Consider the following 26,901-nt stretch of genomic DNA (forward strand, 5'->3'; position numbering starts at 1 on the left):
TGTCGAGACGGTGCGTTGGGCGATGCCATGTCAACTGAGCGGACGGACTGCTTTCGCCAAGCGTGTTTCAGGGGTGTGCCTGGAGCTGCTCCAGCATTTTCTGCATTGCCCCGCGCGACTCATCGGTCGGTGCTGTTTCGATGAGCTTGCTGAGCGTGGCGGCCAAGGATGCCTGGTTCCGTGAATTGCCCAGTTGCGACCTCCATTCCGGGCTGATCACGATCGCCTCCAAAAAATGCCGCAGGCCTGTCTCGCCCACTCCCGAGAGCAGGTCCATGATCCTGTTCGCATCCAGGCCCGCGCCCTTGAGCGCGTCAGTCAGGATGCCCAGTCCCAGCATGTCCCTTTTGCTGGAGAGCAGTGCTGGAAAGTGCCCCGCGAGGGCAGCGATCTGTTCGGGGCTGAAACCAGCGTCCACGAGTTGCCTGATCGAATCCGGATTGGCGGCAAATACCTCTGCCAGGCTCGGCGCGAAGCCGATCTCAACCAGGTACTTCCTGATCTGGGCTTGCATCTCCTGTTCTTCCACGAAGCCTCCGATGGCCTGGCCTGCCACGCTCAAGATGACCGCTGCGGCTGCCAGGAACGGGGACGCCGGGGTGGGAAGCGTTGCTGCGATGGCCACCAGCCCGCTGACGATATTGAACATGTCCGCCCAGTTGAGCGCGCCTTCCTCCATCTGCCTCTCAAGGCTTTCGCCAACGCTCATCGAAGTCAGGATCAAGCCGAGCGCTGCGCTGACGAACTTCAGGGTTACCGCAGCGCTTCCCAGGAATCTGGCGACCCGTCCGCTCTCGGCAGCGAAGTGGCTCAGGATCGCGACGAGGCCGCTGGCGGTGTCGGTCGTCGCCACGCCGAGTTCGATCAGCGCGCCCATGGAATTCTTGAGCTCCTCGGGGCTCGATGCCGTCAACGCAACTGCCATCGACAGGATCCCGCCAACGAGATTGCGCAATGGCCCTGCTTCGCCCAGGATCTCGGCCAATTCCTTCGCATTGGGACAACGGTCTTCGGGGAAGAGGGCGAGCAGCTTCTCCAGCTTGCCGATGACGCCATCCACGTCATCGAAAGAACCCTTCAATGCTTCGAGCAGTGCGTTCAGCCCGCTCTTGACGTCGCCTCCGTTCTGGAGTGTGGCCTGGGCGATCGCGGAGGCACCTGCAATCCGCTCCAGCGCCGCCACGTCGACGCCGGTCTTTTCCAATTGCGCGAGCGCCGCCGGCATCGCCTTGACTGCCAACAGCACTTCGACGGCAGCGATGCCCTGGCCGTATCTGGCCAAGCTGCCGATCAGGTTTGGAACATCGGACAACTCGTATCTGTTCAGAATCGTCGCTACGACTTCACTTGCGGCGACGGCCACTATTTTCGCCATAGGCACCGCGGCGCTCGCGGCCCTTTCATAGATCGCCGCGTTCTCGGGATCGCTGACAAACTTCCGGTAGAGCTCCTGCTTCTGCTCGTTGGTCAGGCTGTTCCCCAGCCGCGCCAGCATGGCCGCGAACTCCGTGTCCTTGGCCGACTTGGCATCCTGCGCGGACTTGTATTCCTGGTACACCTCCTTGACTAGTTCGGTGATGCTGTTGCGCAGTTCGAGGGCCTGCACCGAATGGAGGGTTCCGTGCTCGACCCTGGCGAGGAGTTCCTTGAGGATCAGGATCTTCAGCGGCCGCTCTTCGTTGGCGCCCTGGTGGATCGTCCGCAGGAACTCGCGGACCTGCTGGTCCGACATCGCGCCGGCCAGATTGCGCGCGAACTCGCGCAGCAGTCCCTGGCCGGTGGGGCTCTTCATCAGGAGCGAGGCCATTTGCGCGATCACGGCATACATCTTCTTGTCGCCCGCGGCGTCCCTGGCCAGTTGGCCGATGAATTCCCTGCATTCCTCCGCAAGCCTGGCCGCGACCTCGGGCGGCATGTCCTTCATCTTGCCGGCCAGGTATTCGGCGGCGGCCTGCTTCATGCCCGCGTCGTAGAGGCGCTGCGCCACCTCGCGTTCCGATGCGACCATTTGCTTGCAGTCGGGGCTCTCCAGGTACTTCTTGATCTTGGCGTCGCTCATCGACTTGAAGTCCGGCACCCAGGTGAGTTCGCCCATCCCGCCCCCGTCCGTATCCGGAGCCACCGGCCGCAGCGCGGCTGTGTCCGCAAATTCCCCGCTGTCGGGGCCGGGCGAGGCCTGCTCAGGGACCCGCAGCAGCGTCCCGGGATATACGGCCTGCCCCGGCCCCAGATCGTTCGCCTGTCGTAGTGCAAGCTCGGTCACTCCGTGGATGCCGGCGATTTCCTCCATGGATTGCCCGGGTTCGACGGCATGCCGCGCGGCTTGCACGCCGGCGTCCGTCGCGGGTGGGGCCGGCTGCCGGAGGAGGGAGGCTTCGTTCAGGGGCTGGAGCAGGAAATGGTTCATGGGTCGTCGTCCTGTCGATGGGTCGTTGGGTCCGGGCAGCGCCGCACGGCGCCGCCTCACGAATCCAATCGACATCCAGCGTCGGAAAGGATCATCAGGAAATGAATGGATGTTCAGCTGGGCAGCGCGGAGCGTGCCGGAAAGCAGCGCATGCCCAGCCGCAGTCCGATGCCGCGAGGGGCCGGACAGTCCGCACGGCAGGCCGGGAAGTTCGCCGAAGCGACGGGTGCTGCAGCCACCGCCGCCAGCGATACCGGGCTCGATGCGGTCGAACAGGCCGCGCCCGCGGAAGAAAGCGCCCAGGCGATCCGCAGCGGTCATCCCGCTTCGCCCTGGACGCCCCGGCCTGCCGGGCGTCTTTCGTTGGCCGGATTGTGCGTGGCGATGGCGCCGGGATAGCATCCGGGTCGATGCGGCGGCGCGCCAGGCGCGCGGACGCAATGGAATGCCATGCCAGCCAGGGAGTCGTCGAGATGAACAAGAAGATGCCAGTCGCCCTCGCCATCGCGATGTTGGCCGTGACCTCGGCGTGGGCGCCGCGGGGGTGGTCGCAGGCTGGCTCCAGCCTGCCACCGCAGTTGCAGACAGATGCACAGCGCGGGGCAGCACGTGCGGCACGCGCCGCGGCGGCGTCGGCGGAGGCGGGCGGTGCGGCCCAGCCGTCGAACGCGGCCGGAGGCGATACCGTCGCCACCGCGCTGGGTGCCGCGGTGCTGGCGGACGTGGTGGATGCGGCCGCTGCCTCGGCGCACAACGCCGCGATGCGCCCGCCGCGCGGGCCGGATCCGGTGGCCGATTGGCGTGGCGGCGTCGATCCCGATGCCTCGTCGGATGATCCGCTGGGTCCGGCGCGGGGCAGCGGCCCGCAATAGCGGCCGGAGGCCGGTTTTCAGCGCAACGCCTGCATCAGGGCGTGGATTGTCGGTCGCAGGGCTCGCGGGGACGCGCCGAACCGGTAGAATATGGATTTCCAGCGACGTGCTGATCCCATGACTTCCCCCGGCTCCGTCACCCCGCTCGTTTTCGTCACCGGCGGCGTGGTGTCCTCCCTCGGCAAGGGCATTGCCGCGGCCTCCCTGGCCGCCATCCTCGAAGCGCGCGGCCTGCGCGTGACGATGATGAAGCTCGATCCCTACATCAACGTCGATCCGGGCACGATGAGCCCGTTCCAGCATGGCGAGGTCTACGTCACCGACGACGGTGCCGAGACCGACCTCGACCTGGGCCACTACGAGCGTTTCATCAACGTGCGGCTCAGCGGCAGGAACTCGATCACCACCGGCAAGATCTACGAAAACGTGATCCGCAAGGAGCGTGCCGGCGACTACCTCGGCGCCACCGTACAGGTGATCCCGCACATCACCGACGAGATCAAGCGCTGCATCGACACCGCCACCACCGGCTTCGACGTGGCGCTGGTGGAGATCGGCGGCACCGTCGGCGACATCGAGTCGCTGCCGTTCCTGGAGGCGATCCGCCAGATCCGCACCGAGCGCGGGCCGGACAAGGCGCTGTTCATGCACCTGACCCTGGTGCCCTTCATCGCCGCGGCCGGCGAGCTCAAGACCAAGCCCACCCAGCACTCGGTCAAGGAGCTGCGTTCGATCGGCATCCAGCCCGACGTGCTGCTGTGCCGCAGCGAGCAACCGCTGCCCGAGGGCGAGCGCCGCAAGATCGCCTCGTTCACCAACGTCTCGGAAAAGGCCGTGATCTCGGTCATGGATCTGGACAACATCCACAAGATCCCGATGTGGCTGCACGCGCAGGGCCTGGACCAGATCGTCGTCGAACGCCTGCGCCTGGACGACCGCGCCGCGAAATCGGCCGACCTGTCTGAATGGATCGCGGTGGTCGACGCCGCCGAATACCCGATCGACGAGGTCACCATCGGCATCGTCGGCAAGTACGTCGACCACAAGGATGCCTACAAGTCGGTCGGCGAAGCCCTCAAGCACGGCGGCATCCGCCAGCGCACGCGCGTGAACCTGAAGTGGCTCGAGTCGCAGGACATCGAGCGGGAGGGCGCCGAAAAGGTATTGGCCGGGCTCGACGGCATCCTGGTGCCGGGCGGCTTCGGCGACCGCGGCTTCGAGGGCAAGGTGCTGACCGCCCGGCACGCGCGCGAAAACGGTATTCCGTACTTCGGCATCTGCTATGGCATGCAGGCGGCGGTGGTGGATGTCGCCCGCAACCTGGCGGGCCTGGAAGATGCCAACAGCACCGAGAACGACAAGCGCACCGCGCACCCGGTGATCGGCCTGATCACCGAATGGCGCACCCAGTCCGGCGAGATCGAGCGTCGCAGCGAGGACAGCAACCTCGGCGGCACCATGCGCCTGGGCCTGCAGGAGCAGCGCCTGAAGCCGGGCAGCAAGGCGCGCGAGATCTACGGCAAGGACGTGGTGGCCGAACGCCACCGCCACCGCTACGAATTCAACAATCGCTACCGCACCCAGCTCGAGGAAGCGGGGCTGGTGATCAGCGCCAAGTCGATGGACGACCTGCTGGTCGAGATGGTGGAGCTGCCGAACCACCCATGGTTCATCGCCTGCCAGGCACACCCGGAATTCCTGTCCACGCCGCGCCACGGCCATCCGCTGTTCGTCGGTTTCGTTCGCGCCGCGCGGGAGCACAAGGCCGGCGGCAAGCTGCTCAAGGAGGCGTCGGCATGAGCCTGCGCACTTGTAGGAGCGGCTTCAGCCGCGAGCTCTTGATTCGCGCAGGCAGGGACGAAAAGCTCGCGGCTGAAGCCGCTCCTACGGGGGTAGCATCATGAAACTCTGCGGATTCGATGTCGGCCTCGACCAGCCGCTGTTCCTGATCGCCGGCCCCTGCGTGATCGAGTCGGTGCAGCTGCAGCTCGACGTCGCCGGCCAGCTCAAGGAGATCACCTCCGCGCTCGGCATCAACTTCATCTTCAAGTCCAGTTTCGACAAGGCCAACCGCACGTCCGGCACCAGCTTCCGCGGCCCCGGCCTGGAAGAAGGCCTGAAGGTGCTGGCCGAGGTGAAAAAGCAGATCGGCGTGCCGGTGCTGACAGACGTGCACGAGTACACGCCGATGGACGAAGTGGCGTCGGTCGTCGACGTGCTGCAGACGCCGGCCTTCCTCGTGCGCCAGACCGACTTCATCACCAAGGTCTGCGCTGCCGGCAAGCCGGTCAACATCAAGAAGGGCCAGTTCCTGTCGCCGTGGGAAATGAAGCCGGTGGTGGACAAGGCCAAGGCAACCGGCAACCCCGACATCATGGTTTGCGAGCGCGGCGCCAGCTTCGGCTACAACAACCTGGTCAGCGACATGCGCTCGCTGGCGGTGATGCGCGACACCGGCTGCCCGGTGGTGTTCGACGCCACCCACTCGGTGCAGTTGCCGGGCGGGCAGGGCGGCAGCAGCGGCGGCCAGCGCGAGTTCATCCCGGTGCTGGCGCGCGCCGCGGTCGCGGTCGGCGTCAGCGGGCTGTTCATGGAAACCCATCCGCGCCCGGAAGAAGCGCTCAGCGACGGCCCGAACGCGTGGCCGCTGCCGAAGATGCGCGCGCTGCTCGAAACCCTGCTCGAACTCGACCGCGTGACCAAGAAGAACGGCTTCCTCGAAGCCGGGCTGTAGGCGGAGGCGCGGGTTTTCCGCGCGCCGTCCCCGATTCCGCCGCCGACCGGACTGGATGCCCGGCGCCGGACTCGGATCCACCGTCGTCCATCGATTCCTCCAACCCCGAGACACCATGACCACGATTGCCAAGATCCACGCCCGCGAAATCCTCGACTCCCGTGGCAACCCCACACTCGAAGCCGAAGTCACGCTCGCCGATGGCAGTTTCGGCCGCGCGATGGTGCCGTCGGGCGCCTCCACTGGTTCGAAGGAGGCGGTGGAACTGCGCGACGGCGACCGGACCCGTTACCTCGGCAAGGGCGTGCTCAAGGCGGTGGCCAACGTCAATGACACCATCGCGCAGGCGCTGCGGGGCTTCGATGCCGCCGACCAGGTCGCGCTCGACAAGCGCCTGATTGACCTCGACGGCACCGAGAACAAGGGGCGCCTGGGCGCGAACGCGCTGCTCGGCGTGTCGCTGGCGAACGCGCACGCGGTGGCTGCGTCAAGGAAGGAACCGCTGTGGAAGCTGCTCGCCGGTAACCGCGCACCGGTGCTGCCAGTGCCGATGATGAACATCATCAACGGCGGCGCGCACGCCGACAACAACGTCGACCTGCAGGAATTCATGGTGCTGCCGGTCGGCTTCTCGTCGTTCTCCGAGGCGCTGCGTGCCGGCACCGAGATCTTCCATGCGCTGAAATCCGTGCTCAAGGGCCACGGCCTGAGCACGGCGGTCGGCGACGAAGGCGGCTTCGCGCCGGACCTGCGCAGCAATGTCGAAGCGCTCGACACCATCCTCGAGGCGATCGGCAAGGCCGGCTACCACGCGGGCGAAGACGTGCTGCTGGGCCTGGACGTGGCGTCCACCGAGTTCCACGACAACGGCAAGTACCACCTCGTCGGCGAGGGCAAGCGCCTGACCAGCGAGCAGTTCGTCGATTTCCTCGCCAACTGGTGCGACGAGTACCCCATCGTCACCATCGAGGACGGCATGTCCGAGGACGACTGGGACGGCTGGAAGCTGCTGACCGAGCGCCTGGGCAACAAGGTGCAGCTGGTTGGCGACGACCTGTTCGTGACCAACCCGCGCATCTTCAAGGACGGCATCGAGCGCGGCGTGGCGAACGCGATCCTGGTCAAGGTCAACCAGATCGGCACCCTGACCGAAACCCTGGAAGCCATCGCGATGGCCGACGCGGCCAACTACGCCGCGGTGGTCTCGCACCGCTCCGGCGAGACCGAGGACACCACCATTGCCGACATCGCGGTGGCCACCACGGCCACCCAGATCAAGACCGGTTCGCTATGCCGCAGCGACCGCGTGGCCAAGTACAACCAGCTGCTGCGCATCGAGCAGGCGCTGGGCGCCGATGCCCGGTATGCCGGCCGTGACGCCTTCGTGTCGCTGAAGCGCTGACGGCCGCGTCGATGCGCATGCTGCGGATCACGGCGCTGGTACTGCTCGCGCTGCTGGCGTGGCTGCAGTACCGCCTGTGGTTCGGGCATGGCGGCGCCGGCGACGTGCGCGCGCTGTCGCACCAGGTCGAGCAGCAGGAACGCGACAACGGTGGCCTGCAGCAGCGCAACGACGCGCTCGCCGCCGAGGTGGCCGAGCTCAAGAGTGCCGACGGCGGCGCCGCGGTCGAGGAACGCGCGCGCAGCGAACTGGGCATGATCAAGCCGGGCGAGACGTTCTACCGCGTGGTCGACAGGCAGCCGGCCGAACCGGACCGCCAGGATGACGCGACGAAGGAGGACAACCCATGACCCCGGACCAGCTCCCGGGCAGGCTCTGGGCGGTCGTGCCCGCGGCCGGCCGCGGCGCGCGCTTCGGTGGCGACGTCCCGAAGCAGTACCTGGAAGTCGCCGGCAAACCGTTGCTGGCGCACACGTTGCGTGCGCTGCTGGCGCACCCGAAAGTGCAGGGCGCGGTGGTGGTGCTGGCCGAAGGCGACGAACGCTGGCCGGGTTGGCGCGAGTTCGAAGGCAAGCCGCTGCTCACCTGCATTGGCGGTGACGCGCGCGCCGATTCGGTGCTGGCCGGCCTGGCGGCGCTGCCGGACAGCGTGCGCGCGGACGACTTCGTGCTCGTGCATGACGCCGCGCGCCCGAACCTCTCGGCCCCCGACCTCGACCAGTTGCTCGAGCGCGGCCGCAACGATCCGGTCGGCGCGATCCTGGCCGCGCCGGTGCGCGACACGCTCAAGCGGTCCGGCGATGACGGCGGGATCGACCGCACCGAGTCGCGCGAACGCCTGTGGCGCGCACTGACGCCGCAGCTGTTCCGCCGCCTGCAGCTCACCCGCGCGCTGGAAAGCGCGCGCGACGCGGGCGTCGACATCACTGACGAGTCGATGGCGATGGAGCGGCAGGGCCAGCGTCCGCTGCTGGTCGAGGGCGCTGAGGACAATTTCAAGATCACAACGCCGGCGGACCTGGCGCGGTTCGAGTTCGTTCTTTCGCAACGCACTTAGGAGCACACGCGGGCGCGACCTGGTTCTGCAGGGAGCGCCCGGTCGCGCCCGAGTGCGCTCCTACGGAGATCACGGGTAGATGGATATCAGGATCGGCCAGGGTTACGACGTGCATGCCTTCAGCGAAGGCGACCACGTCATGCTCGGTGGCGTTCGCGTGCCGCACGACCGTGGCGTGCTGGCGCACAGCGACGGCGACGTGGTGCTGCACGCGCTGTGCGACGCGCTGCTCGGCGCACTGGCGCTGGGCGACATCGGTCGCCATTTTCCGCCCTCGGATCCGCGCTGGAAGGACGCGGACAGCCGCGCGTTCGTGCGCCACTGCGACACGCTGCTGCGCGAACGTGGCTGGAAGCTCGGCAATGCCGACGTCACCGTGGTCTGCGAACGCCCGAAGGTGGGCCCGCACGCCGACGCGATGCGCGCGCTGATCGCACTGGACCTCGGCGTGGACATCGACGCGGTCAGCGTCAAGGCGACCACCAGCGAATCGCTCGGCTTCATCGGCCGCGGCGAAGGCATCGCCGCGCAGGCGGTGTGCCTGCTCGTGCGCGACGGGGCGTAGGTTGAATCGACTTCGAGACGCATCCTGCCGTCAAGGCTCGCGCCGTCACGGCGCGAAACGCTTTTCCGAAAACACGGTTGACCAACCGTCAATCCGGCTGGACAACGCCGGCACCCGCGCGCGGTACAGCCATGTCTGAAACAACGCTCCCGTGCGCGCACGGCACCGCGGTGCTGACAGCGACAATCCGCACGACGCCGCAGGACTTCTTCGTCGAGGAGATCGACGCCTTCGCCTCCAGCGGCGAAGGCGAGCACCTGCTGCTGGACGTCGAGAAGCGCGGCATGAACACCGCCTTCGCGGCGAAGCTGATCGCGCAATGGGCCGGGATTGCGGACATGGCAGTCGGGTATGCGGGACTGAAGGACCGCCACGCGGTGACCCGCCAGCGCTTCAGCGTGCACCTGCCCGGGCGCGAGGCGCCGGACATCGACGCGTTGCAGGCACAGGGATTGCGCGTGCTCGGCCATGCATGGCACGCGAAGAAACTGCCGCGTGGCGCGCTGGCCGGCAACCGCTTCCGGCTGGTGCTGCGCGAAGTGCAGGGCGACCATGCCGCGATCGCGGCGCGCCTGCAGGCGATCGTCGATGCGGGTGTGCCCAACTATTTCGGCGAACAGCGTTTCGGTCGCGAGGGCGCCAACCTCGGCAACGCGCTGGCGATGTTCGCCGGGCAGCGCGTTGCCCGAACCCAGCGTACCTACCTGCTGTCGGCCGCGCGTTCGGAGCTGTTCAACCAGGTGCTTGCCGCGCGCGTGCGAGATGGCTCATGGAACCGCGGCCTGGAAGGCGAGGTCTGGGCGCTCGACGGCAGTCGCAGCGTGTTCGGGCCCGAGCCGTGGAGCGAGGCGCTGGCCGAGCGCCTGGATCGTTTCGACATCCATCCCAGCGCGCCGCTCTGGGGTCGAGGCGACCTGCGCAGCGCCGGCGCCGCGCGACACGTGGAGGAGGCCGCGCTCACCGGCGACACCGCGATGGCACTGCGCGCCGGGCTGGAGTCGGCGGGGCTGCGCCAGGAGCGGCGCGCGACGCGCCTGCGCCCCGGTGCGCTGGCATGGGAATGGCAGGGCGACGACGCCCTCGTGGTGGCATTCACCCTGCCACCGGGCACCTACGCGACCACGGTGCTGGCGGAGTTGGGCGCCATGCACGACGTGCAGGGCGGCCAGCGACCGTTCGTCGGAAACGTATGAGCGGCACTGGCCGGCGAAAGCGGCCGGCGTAGAGTCGAAATCGACGCAGGACATGGGGTCCTGCGCCGGGCAAGCAGGAGAATCGCCATGAAAGCCATTCCCGGTATTGCTGTCGTGTCCCTGCTGTTGATTGGCCTGGCCGGTTGCACCAGCGCCGGCATGAAATCGGCCTACGTTGCACCTGCCGCCGTCAATGGCGATGCGGCCACCGAGACGCGGATGCGTCCCGACGCGCAGTACATCGCGGAGGTCGAATGGATTGCACGCCAGCGCGGCGTCCGCGTGCATTGGGTGAATCCGCCGGAAAGGCGCGTATTGATCGCGTCCCACTGAAAGCGGAGGGGCGCTTCAGCGCTTCGCGAGCAGCACGAGCACCGCGCCGCCGCCGCCTTGCGCGGCCGGCGCGGAATGGAACGCCAGCACGTCGGCGCGCTGGCGTAGCATCCGGTCGACCAGGTTTTTCAGCGGCGGGGTACGGCTATCCGAATGCAGCCCCTTGCCGTGGATGATGCGGACGCAGGCGACGCCCGCGTCGCGCGCGGCTTTCAGGAATCCCCGCAACAGCGCTTCGGCCTGGGCCAGGTCGGCATGGTGCAGGTCGAGTTCCTCCTGCGCGGCGTACTCGCCGCGCGCCAGCCGCTGCAGTACGCGCGGTGGCACGTCGTCGCAGCGGTAGCGCAGCGCATCGCCGGTTTCCAGCAGGCCGGCATCGAGGATCCGCTGGAATTCGCTGCGCGCGTCGTCGTCGTCGCGCCGGGCCATGCGCGGCACCGGTCGCGGCTTTGGCGGCGCGGGCGGGAGCGGGGCCGGTGGCAGCTCGCGCACCGGGCCGATCGCGCTGCGGAACAGCGCGGCGTCGTCGTCTTGAGGCCCGTCCCCGGGCGGATCGCGGCGTGCGGTCATGGACCAAGCCTAGCGCGGCGCCAGCGGCGGCGCATCGCCCGGCGGGTGGTCGCGCGCATCCGCTATCATGTCGTGCAACAGCACTGCGATGGGGCACGGAAGAGAGGTTCATGCGGGTACTTGTGAGCAACGACGACGGCGTGGATGCCCCCGGCATCCGGATCCTGGCCCAGGGGCTGCGCAATGCCGGCCATGAAGTGCTGATCGTTGCCCCGGACCGCGACCGCTCCGGCGCCAGCAATTCATTGACCCTCGATGCGCCGGTGCGCGTGGTGCAGCAGGAAGCCGCGGTCTGGCGCGTCTACGGCACGCCCACCGACTGCGTGCATGTCGCCATCACCGGGATGCTCGAGGACGAGCCGGACATCGTCGTCTCCGGGATCAACAACACCGCCAACCTCGGCGACGACGTCATCTATTCCGGCACTGTCGCCGCGGCGATGGAAGGGCGTTTCCTCGGCCTGCCGGCGGTGGCGATGTCGCTGGCCACGGCCGACCACCAGGGCAAGCATTACGAGACCGCCGCGCGCGCCGCCGTGGAGATCGTCGCCCGGCTCGCAGCCGACCCGCTGCCCGCCGACACCATCCTCAACGTCAACGTGCCCGACCTGCCGTGGGAAGAGGTCGCCGGCTTCGAGGTCGCGCGCCTGGGCAACCGCCACCGCGCCGAGCCCTGCATCCCGCAGCAGGACCCGCGCGGCCGCGACTGGTGGTGGATCGGCCCGGCGGGCGCCGAGCACGACAGCGGCGCCGGCACCGATTTCCACGCCGTGCGCACCGGGCACATCTCGATCACCCCGATTCACGTCGACCTGACCCGCTACCAGGCGCTGGAGCAGGTGGCCAGCTGGGTCGACGGCCTGGCCGCGGAACTGCGCGAGGATGCGCCATGACCGCGCGCATGCGCCTGCATCCCGAAGCGATCGGGATGGGCATGACCTCGCAGCGGGTGCGCGACCGCCTGATCGAGCGCCTGCGTGACAACGGCATCGTCGACGAGCGCGTGCTCAACGCCATCCGCACCGTGCCGAGGCACCTGTTCGTCGACGAGGCACTGGCCACCCGCGCCTATGAAGACACCGCGCTGCCGATCGGCCACGGCCAGACCATTTCGCAGCCGTGGGTGGTGGCGAAGATGACCGAGGCGCTGTTCGCCAACGGCGCCCAGCCTTCGAAGGTGCTGGAGGTCGGCACCGGCTCCGGCTACCAGGCCGCGATCCTGGCCGCGCTGGGGCTGGAGGTGCATACGGTCGAGCGCATCGGCGAGTTGCTGCGCACCGCGCGCAAGCGCTTCCGCACGCTGGGGTTCAACATCCGCAGCAAGCACGACGACGGTCGCATCGGCTGGCCGGAGAACGGCCCGTTCGACGGCATCGTCGTCACCGCCGCCGCGCCGGCGCTAGTCGACGCACTGGCGGCGCAGCTCGCGCCCGGCGGCACCCTGGTGGCGCCGGTGGGCGGCAGCGGCGCGCAGTCGCTGCTGTGCCTGCGCAAGGACGCCGATGGCGTGATCAGCCAGGCCAATCTCGCGCCGGTGGTGTTCGTGCCGCTGCTGTCCGGGCTGGTCGACTGAATGTGGCGGCGACCGCACGCCAGTCGGTGTCGGCGATGACCTGGAGCACGACATGACGGCAAGGCATCCGGCCAGCGATGGCGATTCGGCGTCGCTCGGCGAACAGCTCGCCGCGATCATCGCCGGGCTGCCCGAGGACCACCTGACACTTGGCGAACTGCTCGACGTGTTCGGCGACGAAGGGTTGCTGCTGCTGACGATGCTGTTGACGCTGGTGTTCCTGATCCCGGTGTCGATTCCCGGCGTCAGCACCGTGTTCGGTGCCGCGATCCTGCTGGTCGGCGTCAGCCGTCTGATCGGGCGCCCGCTGTGGCTGCCCGCACGACTGCGGGCGAAGGCGCTGCCGGTCGACCGGCTGCGGCCCGGTTTGACCGCCGGCATGGTGTGGGTGCAGCGGCTGGAACGGATCAGCCGGCCGCACCGGCTGCGCGCGCTGGTCAATGGCCGCGTACAGAACCTGTTCAACAACCTGGCGTTCATCCTGGCCGCGCTGCTGTTGATGGCGCCGTTCGGTTTCGTGCCCTTCAGCAACACATTGCCCGCGCTGGCATTGCTGTTCCTTGCCGCTGGCCTGATCCAGCGCGACGGCGTCGCGGTGCTGCTGGGTTACCTGGCCAACGTCGGTACGATCGTCTACTTCGGTATCCTGATCGGCGGTGGCAGCGTCGCCGCGCGCGAATTGCTGCAGCGGCTGACCGGCTGAGCGTTCCGTTTGCCGCGCCATGACGCCCCTGCCGCCGTTGGCCCGACCTGAAGGACCCGCAAGCCGCATGACCACGACGCCCCGTACCGGAAACACCCCGTCCCGCATCCTCGTCGCCGGGCTGGCCTCGCTGGCGCTGCTCGTCCTGGCCGCCTGCGGCAGCAGCCACGTCGTGCGCGAGGGCGGGGCGCGCGTTTCCACGCCCAAGTACGGCGCGACCACCACCGTCCGCCGCGGCGACACGCTGTACCGGATCGCCACCAACAACGGCATCACCACGCTCGACCTGGCGACCTGGAACAACATCGCCCCGCCGTACACGATCTATCCCGGGCAGCAGTTGAAGCTTTACCCGGGCAACGGGCGCCGGACCACCACGACGCAGCCGTCGTCGCGGCCCCCCGCGACCAGCCGCCCGGCGCCTTCAGCAGGCACCACTGCGACCACCGTGCCGCGGCCGGTCGCGGCGTCCAGCCCGTTCAGCTGGCGCTGGCCCACCGAGGGGCAGCTCGTCGGCACCTACCGCGCGGGCGATCCCACCAAGCAGGGCGTCGACATCGCCGGGGCCGGCGGCCAGCCGGTGCGCGCGGCCGCCGATGGCGTGGTGGTGTATTCGGGCTCCGGCCTGGTCGGCTACGGCGAACTGGTCATCGTCAAGCACAACGACGAATGGCTGTCGGCCTATGGCCACAACCGCGCGCGGCTGGTCAACGAGGGCCAGGTGGTGAAAGCCGGCCAGCAGATCGCCGAAATGGGCCGCAGCGGCGCGGCGCGCGACATGCTGCACTTCGAGATCCGCTACAACGGCAAGCCGGTCGATCCCTTGGGTTACTTGCCGAAGCGCTGATCGCACCCCGGCTTCGGACGGGCGGATCCCCGGCCCGGCGCAGCGCGCCGGTCGTTCGCCGACGCGCGCTCCTGCGGAGCGCAAGCCGCGTCGGCTCACCCGCGACAACGGCAAGCCGGTCGATCCCTTGGGTTACTTGCCGAAGCGCTGATCCCCGCAACCCGCTCCTGCAAGACCTGTTCAGGCGCGCAGCACGAACCCCGCCACCACCCGTCGGCCCTCGCTTGCCAGCACGTTGAACGTGCGCGCGGCGGCGGCATTGGTCATGGATTCCAGCCCGATGCCGCGCGACAGGCAGGCGGCCATCGTCGCCGGCGGCGGGAAGGCCTGGGTCGCGCCGCTGCCGAGCAGCACCAGTTCGGGCTCGAGTTCGAGCAGCGGCTGCAGGTCTTCGGGTGCCAGCGTGGTGACGTCGGTCACCGGCCAGTTTTCGACGAGCGTGCGCGGGGAGAGGATGAAACTGCGTTCCAGCCGGCGCTCGTTGACCAGCGCCGAGGCGCCGTCCGCGCCGCGCAGGAAGAAGTCGTAATCGGGGCGTTCGAGGTTGAGTTGCATGGCACGTGGGATCGGGTCGGGAACGGGGGAGCACGAGATGCATCCGCTTGCGCGGCACTGCATCCGGGAAACGGGGGCCTGAATCGTAACCCCAGGGAAGAAGGCGCCAGCACCCGCCTCGAACGATTCCCGGTTTCCGGGCCCTTATTCCCTGGCCCCGGCCCCACGCGGCAACACGATTCGCCGGTGCTCCTCGCTCGGCCGGTACAGGATCGCGACATGCCCGATCCGCTGCACCAGCGCCGCATCGCTGCGTGCGACGAGGGCGACGATGATCGCGTCGCGGGCCTCGCGGTCGGTGGCGGCGATTTTCACCTTGATCAGCTCGTGATGCTCCAGCGCGGCGGCGACTTCGGTCACCACCGCGTCGGTCACGCCCTTGCCGCCGACCTGCAGCATGGCCTTGAGGTCATGCGCCTGTCCGCGCAGGAAACGGTTCTGGGCTGCGGTCAGGACGATGGGCATGCGCTGGATCGAGTGGGGGAAAGGCGCGCAGGGTATCATGGCGGCCCGCAACGCCCTGATTTCCGGGCACTTACCCCCAGCCCCTCATGGCCACCCGCAGCAAGAGCAGCCAGCGCTGGCTGAAGGAGCATTTCTCCGATCCCTACGTCAAGAAGGCGCAGGCCGAGGGATTGCGTTCGCGCGCGGCCTACAAGCTCGAGGAACTGGTCGAACGCGACCGCCTGCTCAAGCCCGGCATGGTGGTGGTGGACCTGGGTGCCGCCCCGGGCGGCTGGTCGCAGTGGGTCCGGCAGGCGCTGGGCAGCATGGACCAGGCCAATCCGGGCCGGGTGGTGGCGCTGGACATCCTGGAGATGCCGCCACTGGCCGGCGTGGAGTTCCTTCATGGGGATTTCAGGGACGATGACGTCCTATCGAGGCTGGAAGCGACACTGGAAGGGGCGCAAGTCGACCTTGTCCTGTCCGACATGGCCCCCAATAAGAGTGGTGTGGATGCCGTCGACCTGCCGCGGGCCATGCATCTGGCGGAACTGGCGATGGATTTCGCCGACCACCACCTGCGAACCGGCGGCACGCTGCTGATCAAGCTGTTCCAGGGCGTGGGGTTCGACGAATACGTGCGGGAGCTGCGGCGGCGCTATGCCAAGGTGGTGATCCGCAAGCCGGCTGCCTCGCGCAAGCGTTCGCCGGAAGTCTATGCGCTGGCGCAGGGCCGGCTGGCACAAATCAAGTAAGGTGGCGGCGTTGCCGCGGAGCGCAATCGAATGAGTGACCTGGTCAAGAATCTGATGCTTTGGGTGGTCGTCGCCGTCGTGCTGATGGTGGTGTTCCAGAGCTTCAGCCCGAAAGCCGTCGGCAGCGACGACATCATCTACTCGCAGTTCATCACCGACGTCCGCAACGACCGGATCAAGGAAGTGGACATCGCCAGCGATGAGCGCTCGATCAAGTTCACCCGTTCCGACGGCAGCAAGGGCGTGACCAATGCGCCGCGCCGCGACGAGCGCCTGATCGACGACCTGCTCAAGCACGACGTCGCGATCAAGCAGGCGCCGCCGGAATCCGGCGTGACGATCTGGGCGCTGCTGATCAACTTCCTGCCGGTGCTGCTGATCATCGGTTTCTGGTTCTTCATGATGCGGCAGATGCAGCAGGGCGGCAGCAAGGGCGCGATGTCCTTCGGCCGCTCGCGCGCCAAGCTGCTCAACGAGGACCAGACCAAGGTCACCTTCGCCGACGTCGCCGGCTGCGACGAGGCCAAGGAAGAGGTGTCCGAACTGGTCGAGTTCCTGCGCGACCCGACTCGCTTCCAGAAGCTGGGCGGCAAGATCCCGCGCGGCGTGCTGATGGTCGGCCCGCCCGGCACCGGCAAGACGCTGCTGGCCAAGGCCATCGCCGGCGAGGCCAAGGTGCCGTTCTTCTCGATTTCCGGTTCCGACTTCGTCGAGATGTTCGTCGGCGTCGGCGCCAGCCGCGTGCGCGACATGTTCGAGCAGGGCAAGAAGCACGCGCCTTGCATCATCTTCATCGACGAGATCGACGCGGTCGGCCGCCATCGCGGTGCCGGCCTGGGCGGCGGCCACGACGAGCGCGAGCAGACGCTCAACCAGTTGCTGGTCGAGATGGACGGCTTCGAGGGCGGCGAGGGCGTGATCGTGGTGGCGGCGACCAACCGCCCCGACGTGCTCGATCCTGCCCTGCTGCGCCCGGGCCGCTTCGACCGCCAGGTGGTGGTCGGCTTGCCGGACGTGAAGGGCCGCGACCAGATCCTGAAGGTGCACATGCGCAAGGTGCCGCTGGCCGACAACGTCGAGCCGATGATCGTCGCCCGCGGCACGCCGGGCTTCTCCGGCGCGGACTTGGCCAACCTGGTCAACGAGGCGGCGCTGTTCGCCGCGCGCGAGAACGCGAAGGAAGTCCGCATGGACCACTTCGACAAGGCGCGCGACAAGATCATGATGGGCGCCGAGCGCCGCTCGATGGCGATGAGCGAGGACGAAAAGACGCTCACCGCCTACCACGAGGCCGGCCATGCCATCGTCGGCCGCCTGGTGCCCGAGCACGACCCGGTCTACAAGGTGACGATCATCCCGCGCGGCCGCGCGCTGGGCGTGACCATGTACCTGCCCGAGGGCGACAAGTACAGCTACAACCGCACCGCGATCGAATCGCAGCTGTGCTCGCTGTATGGCGGCCGCGTGGCCGAGGAACTGATCTTCGGCGAGGACAAGGTCACCACCGGTGCGTCCAACGACATCGAGCGGGCGACCAAGATGGCCCGCAACATGGTCACCAAGTGGGGCCTGTCGGACGAGCTTGGCCCGATCGCCTATGGCGAGGAAGACGACGAGGTGTTCCTCGGTCGTTCGGTCACCCAGCACAAGAGCGTGTCGGACGACACCGCGCGCCGGATCGACGAAGTCGTGCGCGGCATCCTCGACAAGGCCTACGGCCGGACCACGAAGATCCTCACCGAAAACATCGACAAGCTGCACGCGATGGCCAAGCTGTTGCTCGAGTACGAAACCATCGACGTGCCGCAGATCGACGCGATCATGGAAGGCCGTGACCCGCCGCCGCCGATGGGCTGGACCCAGGGCGGCCCGGCGCGCGAGGAGCCCAAGCCGATCACCATCGGCGGGCCTGCTGCGCAGACCTGACGCCCCGCGGTTCGTGCGGAAGCCTCGAAGGCCGGAGCTTGCTTGCTCCGGCCTTTTTTCTTTCCCGGTCCGCGCCTACAGGGGCCATGGCGGTCACATCCGCGTGCGCAGCGCGTCTCCGTCGATGGATAATCGGAAATCATGAGGAGGACTGCCATGAAGATCTCCTGCCCTCGCATGTCGTGGGTGCCGCTGGGCATCGCGCTTGGCGTCGCCATGGGCGTGACCACCGGGCAGCTCGCGCTGTGGATGGCCATCGGTGTCGCCCTCGGCGCGGCGTTCCAGGGCTCGCTAAAAGGGGACCCCCGCTGATGTTCGATACCGTGGCGACGCTCGATTGCGGCGGCCGGATCCTGCGGCTCGACCGGCCGCGCGTCATGGGGATCGTCAACGTCACCCCGGACTCGTTTTCCGACGGCGGCACCCATGCCACCGCCGACGCCGCCGTGGCGCATGGGCTGGCGCTGGCGGAGGAGGGTGCCGATGTTCTCGACATCGGCGGCGAATCGACGCGCCCCGGTGCCGCCGACGTTCCGCTCGACGAGGAACTGCGCCGCATCATTCCGGTGGTCGAACGGCTGGCGCAGGAAACCGCGCTGCCGATCAGCATCGACACCTCCAAGCCCGAAGTGATGCGCGCCGCGGTCGCCGCCGGCGCCGGCATGATCAATGACGTCTACGCGCTGCGCCGCGAGGGCGCGCTGGATGCGGCCGCGGAGCTGGGCGTGCCGGTGGTGCTGATGCACATGCTCGGGCAGCCGCGTTCGATGCAGGACGATCCGCACTACGACGACGTCGTCGCCGAGGTGCACCGGTTCCTCGCCGAGCGCATCTTCTCCGCCGAGATGGCGGGGATCGCGAAGAAGAACATCGTCGTCGATCCCGGCTTCGGTTTCGGCAAGAACCGCGACCACAACCTGGCCCTGCTCGCGCAGCTGCAGCGTTTTACCGAGTTCGGCGTGCCGCTGCTGGCCGGGCTGTCGCGCAAGAAGACCATCGGCGAACTGACCGGCCGCGATGTCCCGCGCGCCCGCGTCCACGGCTCGGTTGCCGCGCACCTGATCGCCGCCCAGCGCGGCGCGATGCTGCTGCGGGTGCATGACGTCGCCGCGACCGTCGATGCGCTGATGGTCTGGAACGCGGTCGCCGCGGTGCCAATGCCGCGCGTCGATGCAAAGCCGGCGATCCGCTGGCCGGACGACGACTGAGCCAGCCCGCGCCCGCAGGACATGTCCCGGATGACCCGGGGGCAGGGCGGCGGTGCGGTAAGCTCGGGCGCTGGGAAAACCACTGGACTCGCGCATGACCGCCAGCACGCCGCTGCTCGTCACTTTTGCTGCCTACCTGCTGCTGATGGTCGGCATCGGCTTCGTCGCGTGGCGTTCCACGCGCAGCTTCGACGACTACATCCTCGGCGGCCGGTCGCTGGGCAGCTACGTCACCGCGCTGTCGGCCGGCGCCTCGGACATGAGTGGCTGGTTGCTGCTGGGCCTGCCCGGCGCGCTGTACGCCAGCGGGCTGTCGGAGGCGTGGATCGCGATCGGCCTGACCATCGGCGCCTGGTGCAATTGGCGCTTCGTCGCCGGGCCGTTGCGCGTCTACACCGAGCGCACCCACAACGCGCTGACACTGCCGGACTACTTCACCCATCGTTTCGCCGACGGCAGCCGATTGCTGCGGATCCTCTCGGCGCTGGTGATCCTGGTGTTCTTCGCGGTGTACTGCGCCAGCGGCATCGTGGCCGGCGCACGCCTGTTCGAAAGCGTGTTCGGGCTGCCGTACGCACAGGCGCTGTGGTGGGGCGCGGCGGCGACGATCACCTACACCCTGGTCGGCGGTTTCCTCGCGGTGAGCTGGACCGACACCGTGCAGGCGACGCTGATGATCTTCGCGCTGCTGCTCACGCCGGTGTTCGTGCTGATCGGCAGCGGCGGCCTGGACGAGACCCGGGTGCTGATCGAGCAGGTCGACCCGGCGCGGCTGCAATGGGTCGGTGCCGGCGGCCTGGTGGCCGTGGTCTCGGCATTGGCCTGGGGCCTGGGCTACTTCGGCCAGCCGCACATCCTGGCGCGGTTCATGGCTGCCGATGGCCTGCAGACCATTCCCAAGGCGCGACGCATCGGCATGACCTGGATGATCCTGTGCCTGCTCGGGTCCGTGACGGTGGGACTGTTCGGCATCGCCTACTTCGCCGGGCACCCGGGGCCGGCCGCGGACATGGTGCGCGACAACCCCGAACGGGTGTTCATCGCGCTCGCCGAAGTGCTGTTCAACCCGTGGATCGCCGGGATCCTGCTGTCGGCGATCCTCGCGGCGATCATGAGCACGCTGTCGTGCCAGCTGCTGGTGTGCTCGAGCGCGCTCACCGAGGATTTCTACCACGGCTTCCTGCGCCCGAACGCCAGCCAGCGCGAGCTGGTCTGGTTCGGTCGCGCGATGGTGCTGGCGGTGGCGTTGCTGGCGATCTGGATCGCGCGCGACCCGGACAGCCGCGTGCTCGGGCTGGTCAGCTACGCCTGGGCCGGATTCGGCGCCGCGTTCGGTCCGATCGTCCTGATCTCGCTGTCGTGGAAGCGGATGACCCGCAACGGCGCGCTGGCGGGCATGGTGGTCGGCGCCGTGACCGTGCTCGTGTGGAAGCACACCGGCAGTGCGCTGTACGAGATCGTGCCGGGCTTCATCGCCGGGACCGTGGCGATCATCGTCGTCAGCCTGCTCGGCCGCGCGCCGCCGCCGGCGGTGCAGGCCACCCATGACGCGGTGCGGGCCGAACTGCAGCTGCACGGGCACTGATTGGACATGGCCGGGTGCCGTCGCGAGGCCTGCCGGGGGCGATGGCCGAGCGCTTCGCCCGGCCGCGCGGATGTTGTTCCGCAATGACCCGCGACCCTCGTCCACCCGCCATCGCCCTCATGGGCCCGACCGCATCGGGCAAGAGCGCGCTTGCGCTGGAATGGGCGCAGCGGCTGGGCGGCGAAATCGTCAGCGTCGATTCGGCGCTGGTCTATCGCGGGCTCGATATCGGTGCGGCCAAGCCGACCATGGAGGAGCGCGCGACCGTACCGCACCACATGATCGACCTGCGCGATCCGTGGCAAACCTATTCGGCCGCCGAGTTCGCCGCCGACGCACGCGCGGCCATCGACGGCATCCTCGCGCGCGGCCGGTTGCCGATCCTGGCCGGCGGCACCGGGCTGTATTTCCGCGCGCTGCTGCAGGGACTGTCGCCGATGCCCGAGGCCGACGCCGCGATGCGCGCGGCGATCGAGGCCGAAGCGCGTGAGTCCGGCTGGCCTGCGCTGCATGCCGAGCTGGCCGGCGTCGATCCCGCGGCGGCGGCGCGCATCCACGCCACCGATGCGCAGCGCATCCAGCGTGCGCTGGAAGTCTTCCGCCTCAGCGGCCGGCCGATCAGCCAGTGGCAGCGCGAATCGCCGCCCGGCCAGCGGTTGCCGTGCCGGGTGCTGAAACTGGTCATCGCGCCCGCCGACCGCGCGACCTTGCATGGCCGCATCGCCGCGCGCCTGGACACGATGCTGGCCGCGGGCTTCCTCGACGAAGTGCGTGGGCTGCGTGCGCTGCCGGAGCTGCGCGCGCATCCGGCACCGCTGGAGCTGCCGGCGATCCGCGCCGTCGGCTATCGCCAGGCATGGGAGCATCTGGACGGCGCCACTCCGGTTGGCGAATTCCGCGACCGCGCGATCTATGCCACGCGCCAGCTGGCCAAGCGCCAGCTGACCTGGCTGCGCGGTGAGCTCGATGCGAGCTGGTTCGACCCGGCCACGGCCCAGTCCCGGCTGGACGATGCGCTGGCGCTGTTCTTCGGCAGTCGTGGCCGGGGGTGCCCTGCGCCAATGGGCTGATTGCCCGTGTGGGAGCAGCCATGACCGCTCCCACCGCCTGGCCTGCGAACTGCGTCACGCAGGCGGCGCCCACAAGCCTGAACTGTTGTATAACATCGGCCTTGTCGCCGCCGTGGGGAACGGGTCGGGCGAAGCGGGCGCAAGCCAGAACAACAATAACCAAGCTGGGGAAACACATGTCCAAGGGGCAATCTCTGCAGGATCCTTTCCTGAATGCGCTGCGGCGCGAACGCGTGCCGGTGTCGATCTACCTGGTCAACGGCATCAAGCTGCAGGGCACCGTCGAGTCGTTCGACCAGTTCGTGGTGCTGCTGCGCAATACCGTCAGCCAGATGGTCTACAAGCACGCCATCTCGACCGTGGTGCCGGCGCGCAACGTGCGCGTGGGGCCCGGGGGCGGCCACGTCCAGTCGGCCGAGGGCGGCGCCGAAAACGACGAAGAGGGGAGCGACGAAGCCGAATAGGCTTGCGTCGGCGGGTTGGCGCCGCCATATCCCTGGCTTGAAACGACCCCGGGTAGACGATGCCGACCACGCTGTTTGAACGTTCCCGCAAGGGCGAGCACGCCCTGCTGATCCAGCCCCATTCCGGCGGGCCGGCGGACGAGGGTGCGCTGGAGGAATTCGCCGACCTCGCGCGTTCGGCCGGGGCCACCGTGGCCACCATCGTCAACGCCCGCATCGATCGACCCAACCCGGCGACCTTGATCGGCAGCGGCAAGCTCGACGAGGTCAAGGCGGCGGCCGAGGCCAGCGGTGCCGACCTGGTGCTGGTCAACCATCCGCTCACGCCCGGCCAGGAACGCAACCTGGAAAAGGTGCTGCAGCGGCGCGTGGTCGACCGCACCGGGCTGATCCTCGACATCTTTTCCCAGCGCGCGCGCAGCGCCGAGGGCAAGCTGCAGGTCGAACTCGCGCAGCTGCGCCACATGGCCACGCGCCTGATCCGCGGCTGGACCCACCTGGAGCGCCAGCGCGGTGGTTCGATCGGCCTGCGCGGCCCGGGCGAGACCCAGCTCGAAACCGACCGCCGGCTGCTGCAGAAGCGCGTCGAGCAGTTGCAAAAGCGGCTCGACAAGGTCGAGGTGCAGCGCACCCAGATGCGCCGCGCCCGCGTGCGCCGGGAAGTGCCGCGCATCGCACTGGTCGGTTACACCAACGCCGGCAAGTCGACGCTGTTCAATGCCTTGACCGGCGCCGATGCCTACGCGGCCGACCAGCTGTTCGCTACGCTCGATCCCACCGTGCGCCGCATCGCGCTGCCGGGCGGCCACGCGGCCATCGCGGACACCGTCGGCTTCGTCCGCGACCTGCCGCATGAGCTGGTCGCCGCGTTCCGCTCCACCCTGAGCGAGGCGCGCGACGCCGACCTGCTGTTGCATGTCATCGACGCTGCCGATCCATTGCGCCAGGAGCGCATCGCCCAGGTTGATGCGGTGCTGGCCGAGGTCGGCGCCGGCGAGATCCCGCAGCTGCTGGTCTACAACAAGATCGACAAGGTCGGCGAAGCGGCGCACCGGGACGATGGCGGCGAGGAAGCCATGGCCGGCGACGACCGGTTGCCGGCCCCCGTGTCGCGTCGCGCGCTGCAGCCACGCCACGATCGCCCTGGCGGCGACCAGCCCGACGCCGCGGTGCGCGAGCGGGTGTGGGTGTCGGCCCGCGACGGCCTTGGCCTCGACCTGTTGCGCACGGCGGTGGCCGGCCGGCTCGGCCTGCGCCGCATCGTCGCCGAGCTGCGCCTGCCGACCTCGGCCGGCCGCCTGCGCTCGCAGCTGCATGCGCTCGATGCGGTCCGCGGTGAAGCGCACGACGAACACGGCTGGACGCTGGCCGTGGACCTGCCCGCCGCCGAGGCGATCCGCCTGGCCGCCGGCGCCGATGGTGCGCCGCTGCGGGACCAGCTGGCCCTCGAAGCTTCCCCATGACCGCGCAGGCATGATCTGTCATCCGTTTGCAGGAGCGGCTTCAGCCGCTTCTGCAAAGCCAATACCTGGCTGCATGCCCTTGCTTCCGGGCGAACCCGGCCCGACCTAGTAAACTGTCCAGCGCACACGCCCGATCCGGGCGCCGTGCCACACCCCGATTGGAGCAGGCATGGCCTGGAACATTCCCGGCAAGAACGATGACAGCGGGTCCGGCAAGGACCGTCGCAACCCATGGAAACCGCGCCGCGGCAACGGTGGCGGCCTGGGCGGCCTGTTCGACAATTTCCGCGGCATGTTCGATGGGGGCGGCAGCAGTCCGGTGCGCTGGATCGGTCTGGCGCTGGCGCTGTGGCTGGCCTTCAACTGCTTCGTCCTGGTGGCCGAGCAACAGCGCGGCGTGGTGCTGCGCTTCGGCCAGTTCTCGCGCGTGCTCGAACCCGGCCCGCACTTCAAGCTGCCATGGCCGATCGAGCGGGTGACCAAGGTCGCCGCCACCCAGATCAAGACCTTCAGCGACAACGTGCCGATCCTGACCAGCGACGAGAACATCGTCCAGGTCGAGATCAACGTGCAGTACCGCGTCAGCGATGCGCAGAAGTACCTGTTCGGCACCCGCGACGCCGACCAGATGCTGCAGCAGGCGGTGCTGTCCACCGTGCGCGAGCAGGTCGGCCGTGCCGACCTCGACACCGTGCTCGGCGCCCGCGAGGCGCTGGCCGTTTCGGCGCGGCAGATGCTGCAGGCCTCGATCGACGCCTACCGCACCGGCCTGGTGGTCACTGAACTCAACCTGCCCAACGCGCGCCCGCCCGAAGAGGTCAAGCCCGCGTTCGACGACGTCAACAGCGCCCAGCAGGACAAGGACCGCCTGATCAGCGAGGCGCGCGCCTACGCGGCCAAGGTCGTGCCCGAGGCACGCGGCCAGGCGGCACGGGTGCGCACCGTGGCCGAAGGCTACAAGACCGCGTCGATCGCCCGCGCCACCGGTGACGCGGAACGCTTCAGCCTGCTGGTCGACGAGTACCACGACGCGCCCGAGGTCACCCGCAAGCGCCTGTGGCTGGAAACCGTGCAGGGCGTCCTGGCCCAGAACCGCACCATCGTCGGTGGCGACAGCCGCCAGCTGATCTATGTGCCGATGGCGAAGGACAACGGTGCATCCACGTCGGCGCCGCCGTTGCTGACGCCCGACATGGTCGCCCCGACCGTCAACGCCGGCGCCGACGACGACATCCGTCCCGGCCGTAATCCGCGCGGCAACGAGGAGCCAGGCCGATGAGACTCAACATCCTGATCCCGCTCGTCATCCTGGTCGTGTTCGGCCTGATGGGTTCGGTCTACGTGGTCGCCGAAGGCCACACCGCCATCGTGCTCAACCTCGGCCGCGTCGCCCGCAGCGACATCGGTCCCGGCCTGCACTTCAAGTGGCCGCTGGTCGAGAGCGCGCTGGTGTTCGACCGCCGCCTGCAGGTGCTCGACGCGACGCCGGAGCGCTACCTGACCTCCGAGCGCAAGGACGTGTCGGTGGACTTCTTCGCCGTCGGCATGATCGAGGACGTGCGCGCGTTCTATCGCGCCACGGGTGGCGCGGGACCGGCCGCCGAAGAGCTCGCCGTGCAGCGCCTGGCGCCGATCATCAAGGACTCGCTGCGCAACGAAGTCAACGCACGCACGCTGTCGCAGGTGGTGTCCGGCGACCGCTCCGAGGTGATCGGGCGCCAGCTCGAGAACATCAACAAGGGCGCCAAGAACATCGGCATCCGCATCGTCGACCTGCGCATCAAGAAGATCGACCTGCCGACCGACAGCACGGTGATCCGCGACGTCTACAAGCGCATGAGCGCGCAGCGCCAGCAGGTCGCCAGCCGCCTGCGCGCCGAGGGCGAGGAGCAGGCGCAGACGATCCGTTCCCAGGCCGATCGCGAGCAGACCGTGATCATCGCCGAGGCCGAGCGCGACGCGCAGAAGCTGCGCGGCGAAGGCGATGCGGAGGCCACGCGCATCTATGGCATGGCCGCCAACCGCGACGCGGGTTTCTACGCCTTCCAGCGCAGCCTTGAGGCGTACCGCAAGTCGTTCTCCGGCGGCGACAGCGTGATCGTGCTCGACCGCAACGATCCGTTCCTGCAGTACATGCGCAGCGACAAGTAGGGCCGATGTCGGACCTGTGGGCGTCGCTGTGCCTGGTCGCGGTGCTGGAAGGCCTGGTGTTGTTCGCCTTTCCGGATGCGTGGAAGCGCATGGCCGAACAGATGCAGGCGATGGAATCGCGCCAGCTACGCGTTGCGGGCGCCCTGCTGCTCACGGCGGGCGTGATCGCGCTGTGCCTGGTGCGCCGCCTGGCCTGAGTTGGTGCCGCGCAGGCGCCGCCCTCATCCGGTGCTTCGCTTTATTCTCCGACGCCCGCTTCCAGCGGCACATCGCGTGCGCGCAACCATTCCACCACTGTCTTGCGGTTGGCTCGCGCCTGCGCCGACAGCGAAGCCTCCGGGGTGGTGAAGAAATAGGCCTGGAACGTGGCGTCCTGCACGCTTTTCGCCTGCGGATCCGCACCGGCGTCGAGCAGCTGCAGCACGTGTTCGCCGGCGTTGATCATCGCCGCGCGATGCAGCGGCGTGTAGCCCTGCCGGTCGGCTGCGTTCGCATCCGCACCGGCGTCGAGCAGCATCCGGAACTGCGCGTCGGTGCGCGGCGACACCGCCACCGCCAGGGCCGTCTCGCCATTGCGGCGGTTGGCCGCGTTCGGATCGGCGCCGTGCGCGAGCAGCAGGCGCAGGTAATCGGGATCGTCGGCGAGCGCGGCGGTATGCAGCGCGGTGGTGCCGTTGAAACCGGGCGCGTCGGGCTTGGCGCCGCTGTCGAGCAGGGCCTCGAAGCCGGCCTTGTTGGCCACCATGATCGCGTACTGCAGCAGGTTGATGCCGTCCTTGCCCTGCGCATCGGGATCGGCGCCGTCACGGATCTGCGCGCCGATCGCATGCGCGTTGCCGTGGTCGATCGCGCTCGCCAGTTCGGATGCGCTGGCGTCGGTGAACGGGGCGTCCATGGATTCTCCGCGGCAGGCGACGGTCGACAGGAGCAGTAGCAGCGATACGAGTGCGGGCCGCATATGCATGGGGCATTGTGTGTCAGGGGTTCTGGGCTGTCGAGGCGAGTGCCGCGGCGCATGCGCCGC

At 68.6% G+C, this 26,901-nt stretch carries 29 protein-coding genes; 24 read left to right on the forward strand and 5 right to left on the reverse strand.

Annotation, left to right across the window (positions count from 1 at the left end):
* Positions 1–67: 67 nt before the first annotated feature.
* Positions 68–2,728 (reverse strand): LysM peptidoglycan-binding domain-containing protein, encoded by a 2,661-nt coding sequence (locus ACTJIL_RS02215; RefSeq protein WP_440753965.1) that lies wholly within the window; start codon positions 2,726–2,728, stop codon positions 68–70.
* Positions 2,729–2,880: 152 nt separating this feature from the next.
* Between ACTJIL_RS02215 and ACTJIL_RS02220 the strand changes: the two genes are divergently transcribed.
* From ACTJIL_RS02220 to ACTJIL_RS02260, 9 genes are all read left to right on the forward strand, one after another.
* Complete coding sequence (locus ACTJIL_RS02220) at positions 2,881–3,279, forward strand: hypothetical protein (RefSeq protein WP_440753966.1); 399 nt, start codon at positions 2,881–2,883, stop codon at positions 3,277–3,279.
* A gap of 117 nt (positions 3,280–3,396) precedes the next feature.
* A complete protein-coding gene (locus ACTJIL_RS02225; RefSeq protein ID WP_440753967.1) occupies positions 3,397–5,079 on the forward strand; it encodes a CTP synthase in 1,683 nt (560 codons plus the stop codon).
* Positions 5,080–5,179: 100 nt separating this feature from the next.
* A complete protein-coding gene (gene kdsA / locus ACTJIL_RS02230; protein ID WP_440753968.1) occupies positions 5,180–6,013 on the forward strand; it encodes a 3-deoxy-8-phosphooctulonate synthase in 834 nt (277 codons plus the stop codon).
* Positions 6,014–6,128: 115 nt separating this feature from the next.
* The gene (gene eno, locus ACTJIL_RS02235; protein ID WP_440753969.1) at positions 6,129–7,415 is read left to right on the forward strand and encodes a phosphopyruvate hydratase; all 1,287 of its coding nucleotides are present in this window, start codon (positions 6,129–6,131) and stop codon (positions 7,413–7,415) included.
* An 11-nt stretch (positions 7,416–7,426) separates the two neighbouring features.
* Positions 7,427–7,765, forward strand: a complete 339-nt coding sequence (gene ftsB, locus ACTJIL_RS02240) for a cell division protein FtsB (RefSeq protein WP_440753970.1) — start codon at positions 7,427–7,429, stop codon at positions 7,763–7,765.
* Positions 7,762–8,472, forward strand: coding sequence for a 2-C-methyl-D-erythritol 4-phosphate cytidylyltransferase (gene ispD, locus ACTJIL_RS02245; RefSeq protein ID WP_440753971.1), 711 nt, complete (start codon positions 7,762–7,764; stop codon positions 8,470–8,472). The genes ftsB and ispD overlap by 4 nt, the downstream gene beginning before the upstream one ends.
* Positions 8,473–8,551: 79 nt before the next feature.
* The gene (ispF, locus tag ACTJIL_RS02250) at positions 8,552–9,037 is read left to right on the forward strand and encodes a 2-C-methyl-D-erythritol 2,4-cyclodiphosphate synthase (protein ID WP_440753972.1); all 486 of its coding nucleotides are present in this window, start codon (positions 8,552–8,554) and stop codon (positions 9,035–9,037) included.
* Positions 9,038–9,168: 131 nt separating this feature from the next.
* Positions 9,169–10,230, forward strand: coding sequence for a tRNA pseudouridine(13) synthase TruD (gene truD / locus ACTJIL_RS02255; protein ID WP_440753973.1), 1,062 nt, complete (start codon positions 9,169–9,171; stop codon positions 10,228–10,230).
* Between the two features lie 87 nt (positions 10,231–10,317).
* The gene (locus ACTJIL_RS02260; protein WP_440753974.1) at positions 10,318–10,563 is read left to right on the forward strand and encodes a hypothetical protein; all 246 of its coding nucleotides are present in this window, start codon (positions 10,318–10,320) and stop codon (positions 10,561–10,563) included.
* A gap of 15 nt (positions 10,564–10,578) precedes the next feature.
* Here ACTJIL_RS02260 and ACTJIL_RS02265 read toward each other — a convergent pair whose 3' ends face one another.
* On the reverse strand, positions 10,579–11,133 hold the full coding sequence (locus ACTJIL_RS02265) for a Smr/MutS family protein (protein WP_440753975.1): 555 nt from the start codon (positions 11,131–11,133) through the stop codon (positions 10,579–10,581).
* Positions 11,134–11,243: 110 nt separating this feature from the next.
* On the opposite strand from ACTJIL_RS02265, the gene surE reads away from it, so the two are divergent.
* From surE to ACTJIL_RS02285, 4 genes are all read left to right on the forward strand, one after another.
* On the forward strand, positions 11,244–12,026 hold the full coding sequence (gene surE, locus ACTJIL_RS02270) for a 5'/3'-nucleotidase SurE (RefSeq protein WP_440753976.1): 783 nt from the start codon (positions 11,244–11,246) through the stop codon (positions 12,024–12,026).
* Positions 12,023–12,706 (forward strand): protein-L-isoaspartate(D-aspartate) O-methyltransferase, encoded by a 684-nt coding sequence (locus tag ACTJIL_RS02275; RefSeq protein WP_440753977.1) that lies wholly within the window; start codon positions 12,023–12,025, stop codon positions 12,704–12,706. Before surE ends, ACTJIL_RS02275 begins: the two co-directional genes overlap by 4 nt.
* Positions 12,707–12,758: 52 nt before the next feature.
* Positions 12,759–13,409, forward strand: coding sequence for an exopolysaccharide biosynthesis protein (locus ACTJIL_RS02280; RefSeq protein ID WP_440753978.1), 651 nt, complete (start codon positions 12,759–12,761; stop codon positions 13,407–13,409).
* A gap of 67 nt (positions 13,410–13,476) precedes the next feature.
* Positions 13,477–14,256 (forward strand): peptidoglycan DD-metalloendopeptidase family protein, encoded by a 780-nt coding sequence (locus ACTJIL_RS02285; protein ID WP_440753979.1) that lies wholly within the window; start codon positions 13,477–13,479, stop codon positions 14,254–14,256.
* Between the two features lie 180 nt (positions 14,257–14,436).
* Here ACTJIL_RS02285 and ACTJIL_RS02290 read toward each other — a convergent pair whose 3' ends face one another.
* Positions 14,437–14,811, reverse strand: coding sequence for an MTH938/NDUFAF3 family protein (locus tag ACTJIL_RS02290; RefSeq protein WP_440753980.1), 375 nt, complete (start codon positions 14,809–14,811; stop codon positions 14,437–14,439).
* Between the two features lie 144 nt (positions 14,812–14,955).
* Positions 14,956–15,276: a ribosome assembly RNA-binding protein YhbY gene (gene yhbY, locus ACTJIL_RS02295; protein ID WP_440753981.1), complete on the reverse strand. Its 321-nt coding sequence runs from the start codon at positions 15,274–15,276 to the stop codon at positions 14,956–14,958.
* An 86-nt stretch (positions 15,277–15,362) separates the two neighbouring features.
* Between yhbY and rlmE the strand changes: the two genes are divergently transcribed.
* From rlmE to ACTJIL_RS02350, 11 genes are all read left to right on the forward strand, one after another.
* Positions 15,363–16,010, forward strand: coding sequence for a 23S rRNA (uridine(2552)-2'-O)-methyltransferase RlmE (rlmE, locus tag ACTJIL_RS02300; protein ID WP_440753982.1), 648 nt, complete (start codon positions 15,363–15,365; stop codon positions 16,008–16,010).
* 30 nt (positions 16,011–16,040) lie between these two features.
* Positions 16,041–17,936: an ATP-dependent zinc metalloprotease FtsH gene (gene ftsH, locus ACTJIL_RS02305; protein ID WP_440753983.1), complete on the forward strand. Its 1,896-nt coding sequence runs from the start codon at positions 16,041–16,043 to the stop codon at positions 17,934–17,936.
* 156 nt (positions 17,937–18,092) lie between these two features.
* Entirely contained in the window at positions 18,093–18,248 is a 156-nt protein-coding gene (locus ACTJIL_RS02310) for a hypothetical protein (RefSeq protein ID WP_440753984.1), read from the forward strand.
* Entirely contained in the window at positions 18,248–19,144 is an 897-nt protein-coding gene (gene folP / locus ACTJIL_RS02315; protein ID WP_440753985.1) for a dihydropteroate synthase, read from the forward strand. Before ACTJIL_RS02310 ends, folP begins: the two co-directional genes overlap by 1 nt.
* 94 nt (positions 19,145–19,238) lie before the next feature.
* Positions 19,239–20,729, forward strand: a complete 1,491-nt coding sequence (gene putP, locus ACTJIL_RS02320) for a sodium/proline symporter PutP (RefSeq protein WP_440753986.1) — start codon at positions 19,239–19,241, stop codon at positions 20,727–20,729.
* Between the two features lie 83 nt (positions 20,730–20,812).
* The gene (miaA, locus tag ACTJIL_RS02325) at positions 20,813–21,799 is read left to right on the forward strand and encodes a tRNA (adenosine(37)-N6)-dimethylallyltransferase MiaA (protein ID WP_440753987.1); all 987 of its coding nucleotides are present in this window, start codon (positions 20,813–20,815) and stop codon (positions 21,797–21,799) included.
* Between the two features lie 176 nt (positions 21,800–21,975).
* On the forward strand, positions 21,976–22,263 hold the full coding sequence (gene hfq / locus ACTJIL_RS02330; protein WP_440753988.1) for an RNA chaperone Hfq: 288 nt from the start codon (positions 21,976–21,978) through the stop codon (positions 22,261–22,263).
* 71 nt (positions 22,264–22,334) lie between these two features.
* Positions 22,335–23,726 (forward strand): ribosome rescue GTPase HflX, encoded by a 1,392-nt coding sequence (gene hflX / locus ACTJIL_RS02335; protein WP_440755819.1) that lies wholly within the window; start codon positions 22,335–22,337, stop codon positions 23,724–23,726.
* Positions 23,727–23,895: 169 nt separating this feature from the next.
* Positions 23,896–25,005: an FtsH protease activity modulator HflK gene (hflK, locus tag ACTJIL_RS02340; RefSeq protein ID WP_440753989.1), complete on the forward strand. Its 1,110-nt coding sequence runs from the start codon at positions 23,896–23,898 to the stop codon at positions 25,003–25,005.
* Positions 25,002–25,877, forward strand: coding sequence for a protease modulator HflC (hflC, locus tag ACTJIL_RS02345; protein WP_440753990.1), 876 nt, complete (start codon positions 25,002–25,004; stop codon positions 25,875–25,877). The genes hflK and hflC overlap by 4 nt, the downstream gene beginning before the upstream one ends.
* A 5-nt stretch (positions 25,878–25,882) precedes the next feature.
* Positions 25,883–26,074, forward strand: a complete 192-nt coding sequence (locus ACTJIL_RS02350) for a DUF2065 domain-containing protein (protein WP_440753991.1) — start codon at positions 25,883–25,885, stop codon at positions 26,072–26,074.
* A gap of 41 nt (positions 26,075–26,115) precedes the next feature.
* Here the strand turns inward: ACTJIL_RS02350 and ACTJIL_RS02355 are convergent, their stop codons facing one another.
* Positions 26,116–26,772: an ankyrin repeat domain-containing protein gene (locus ACTJIL_RS02355; protein WP_440753992.1), complete on the reverse strand. Its 657-nt coding sequence runs from the start codon at positions 26,770–26,772 to the stop codon at positions 26,116–26,118.
* Between the last annotated feature and the right edge of the window lie 129 nt (positions 26,773–26,901).

The organism is Luteimonas sp. 22616 (assembly GCF_052044325.1).
In the GTDB taxonomy this organism is placed as follows: Bacteria; Pseudomonadota; Gammaproteobacteria; order Xanthomonadales; family Xanthomonadaceae; genus Luteimonas.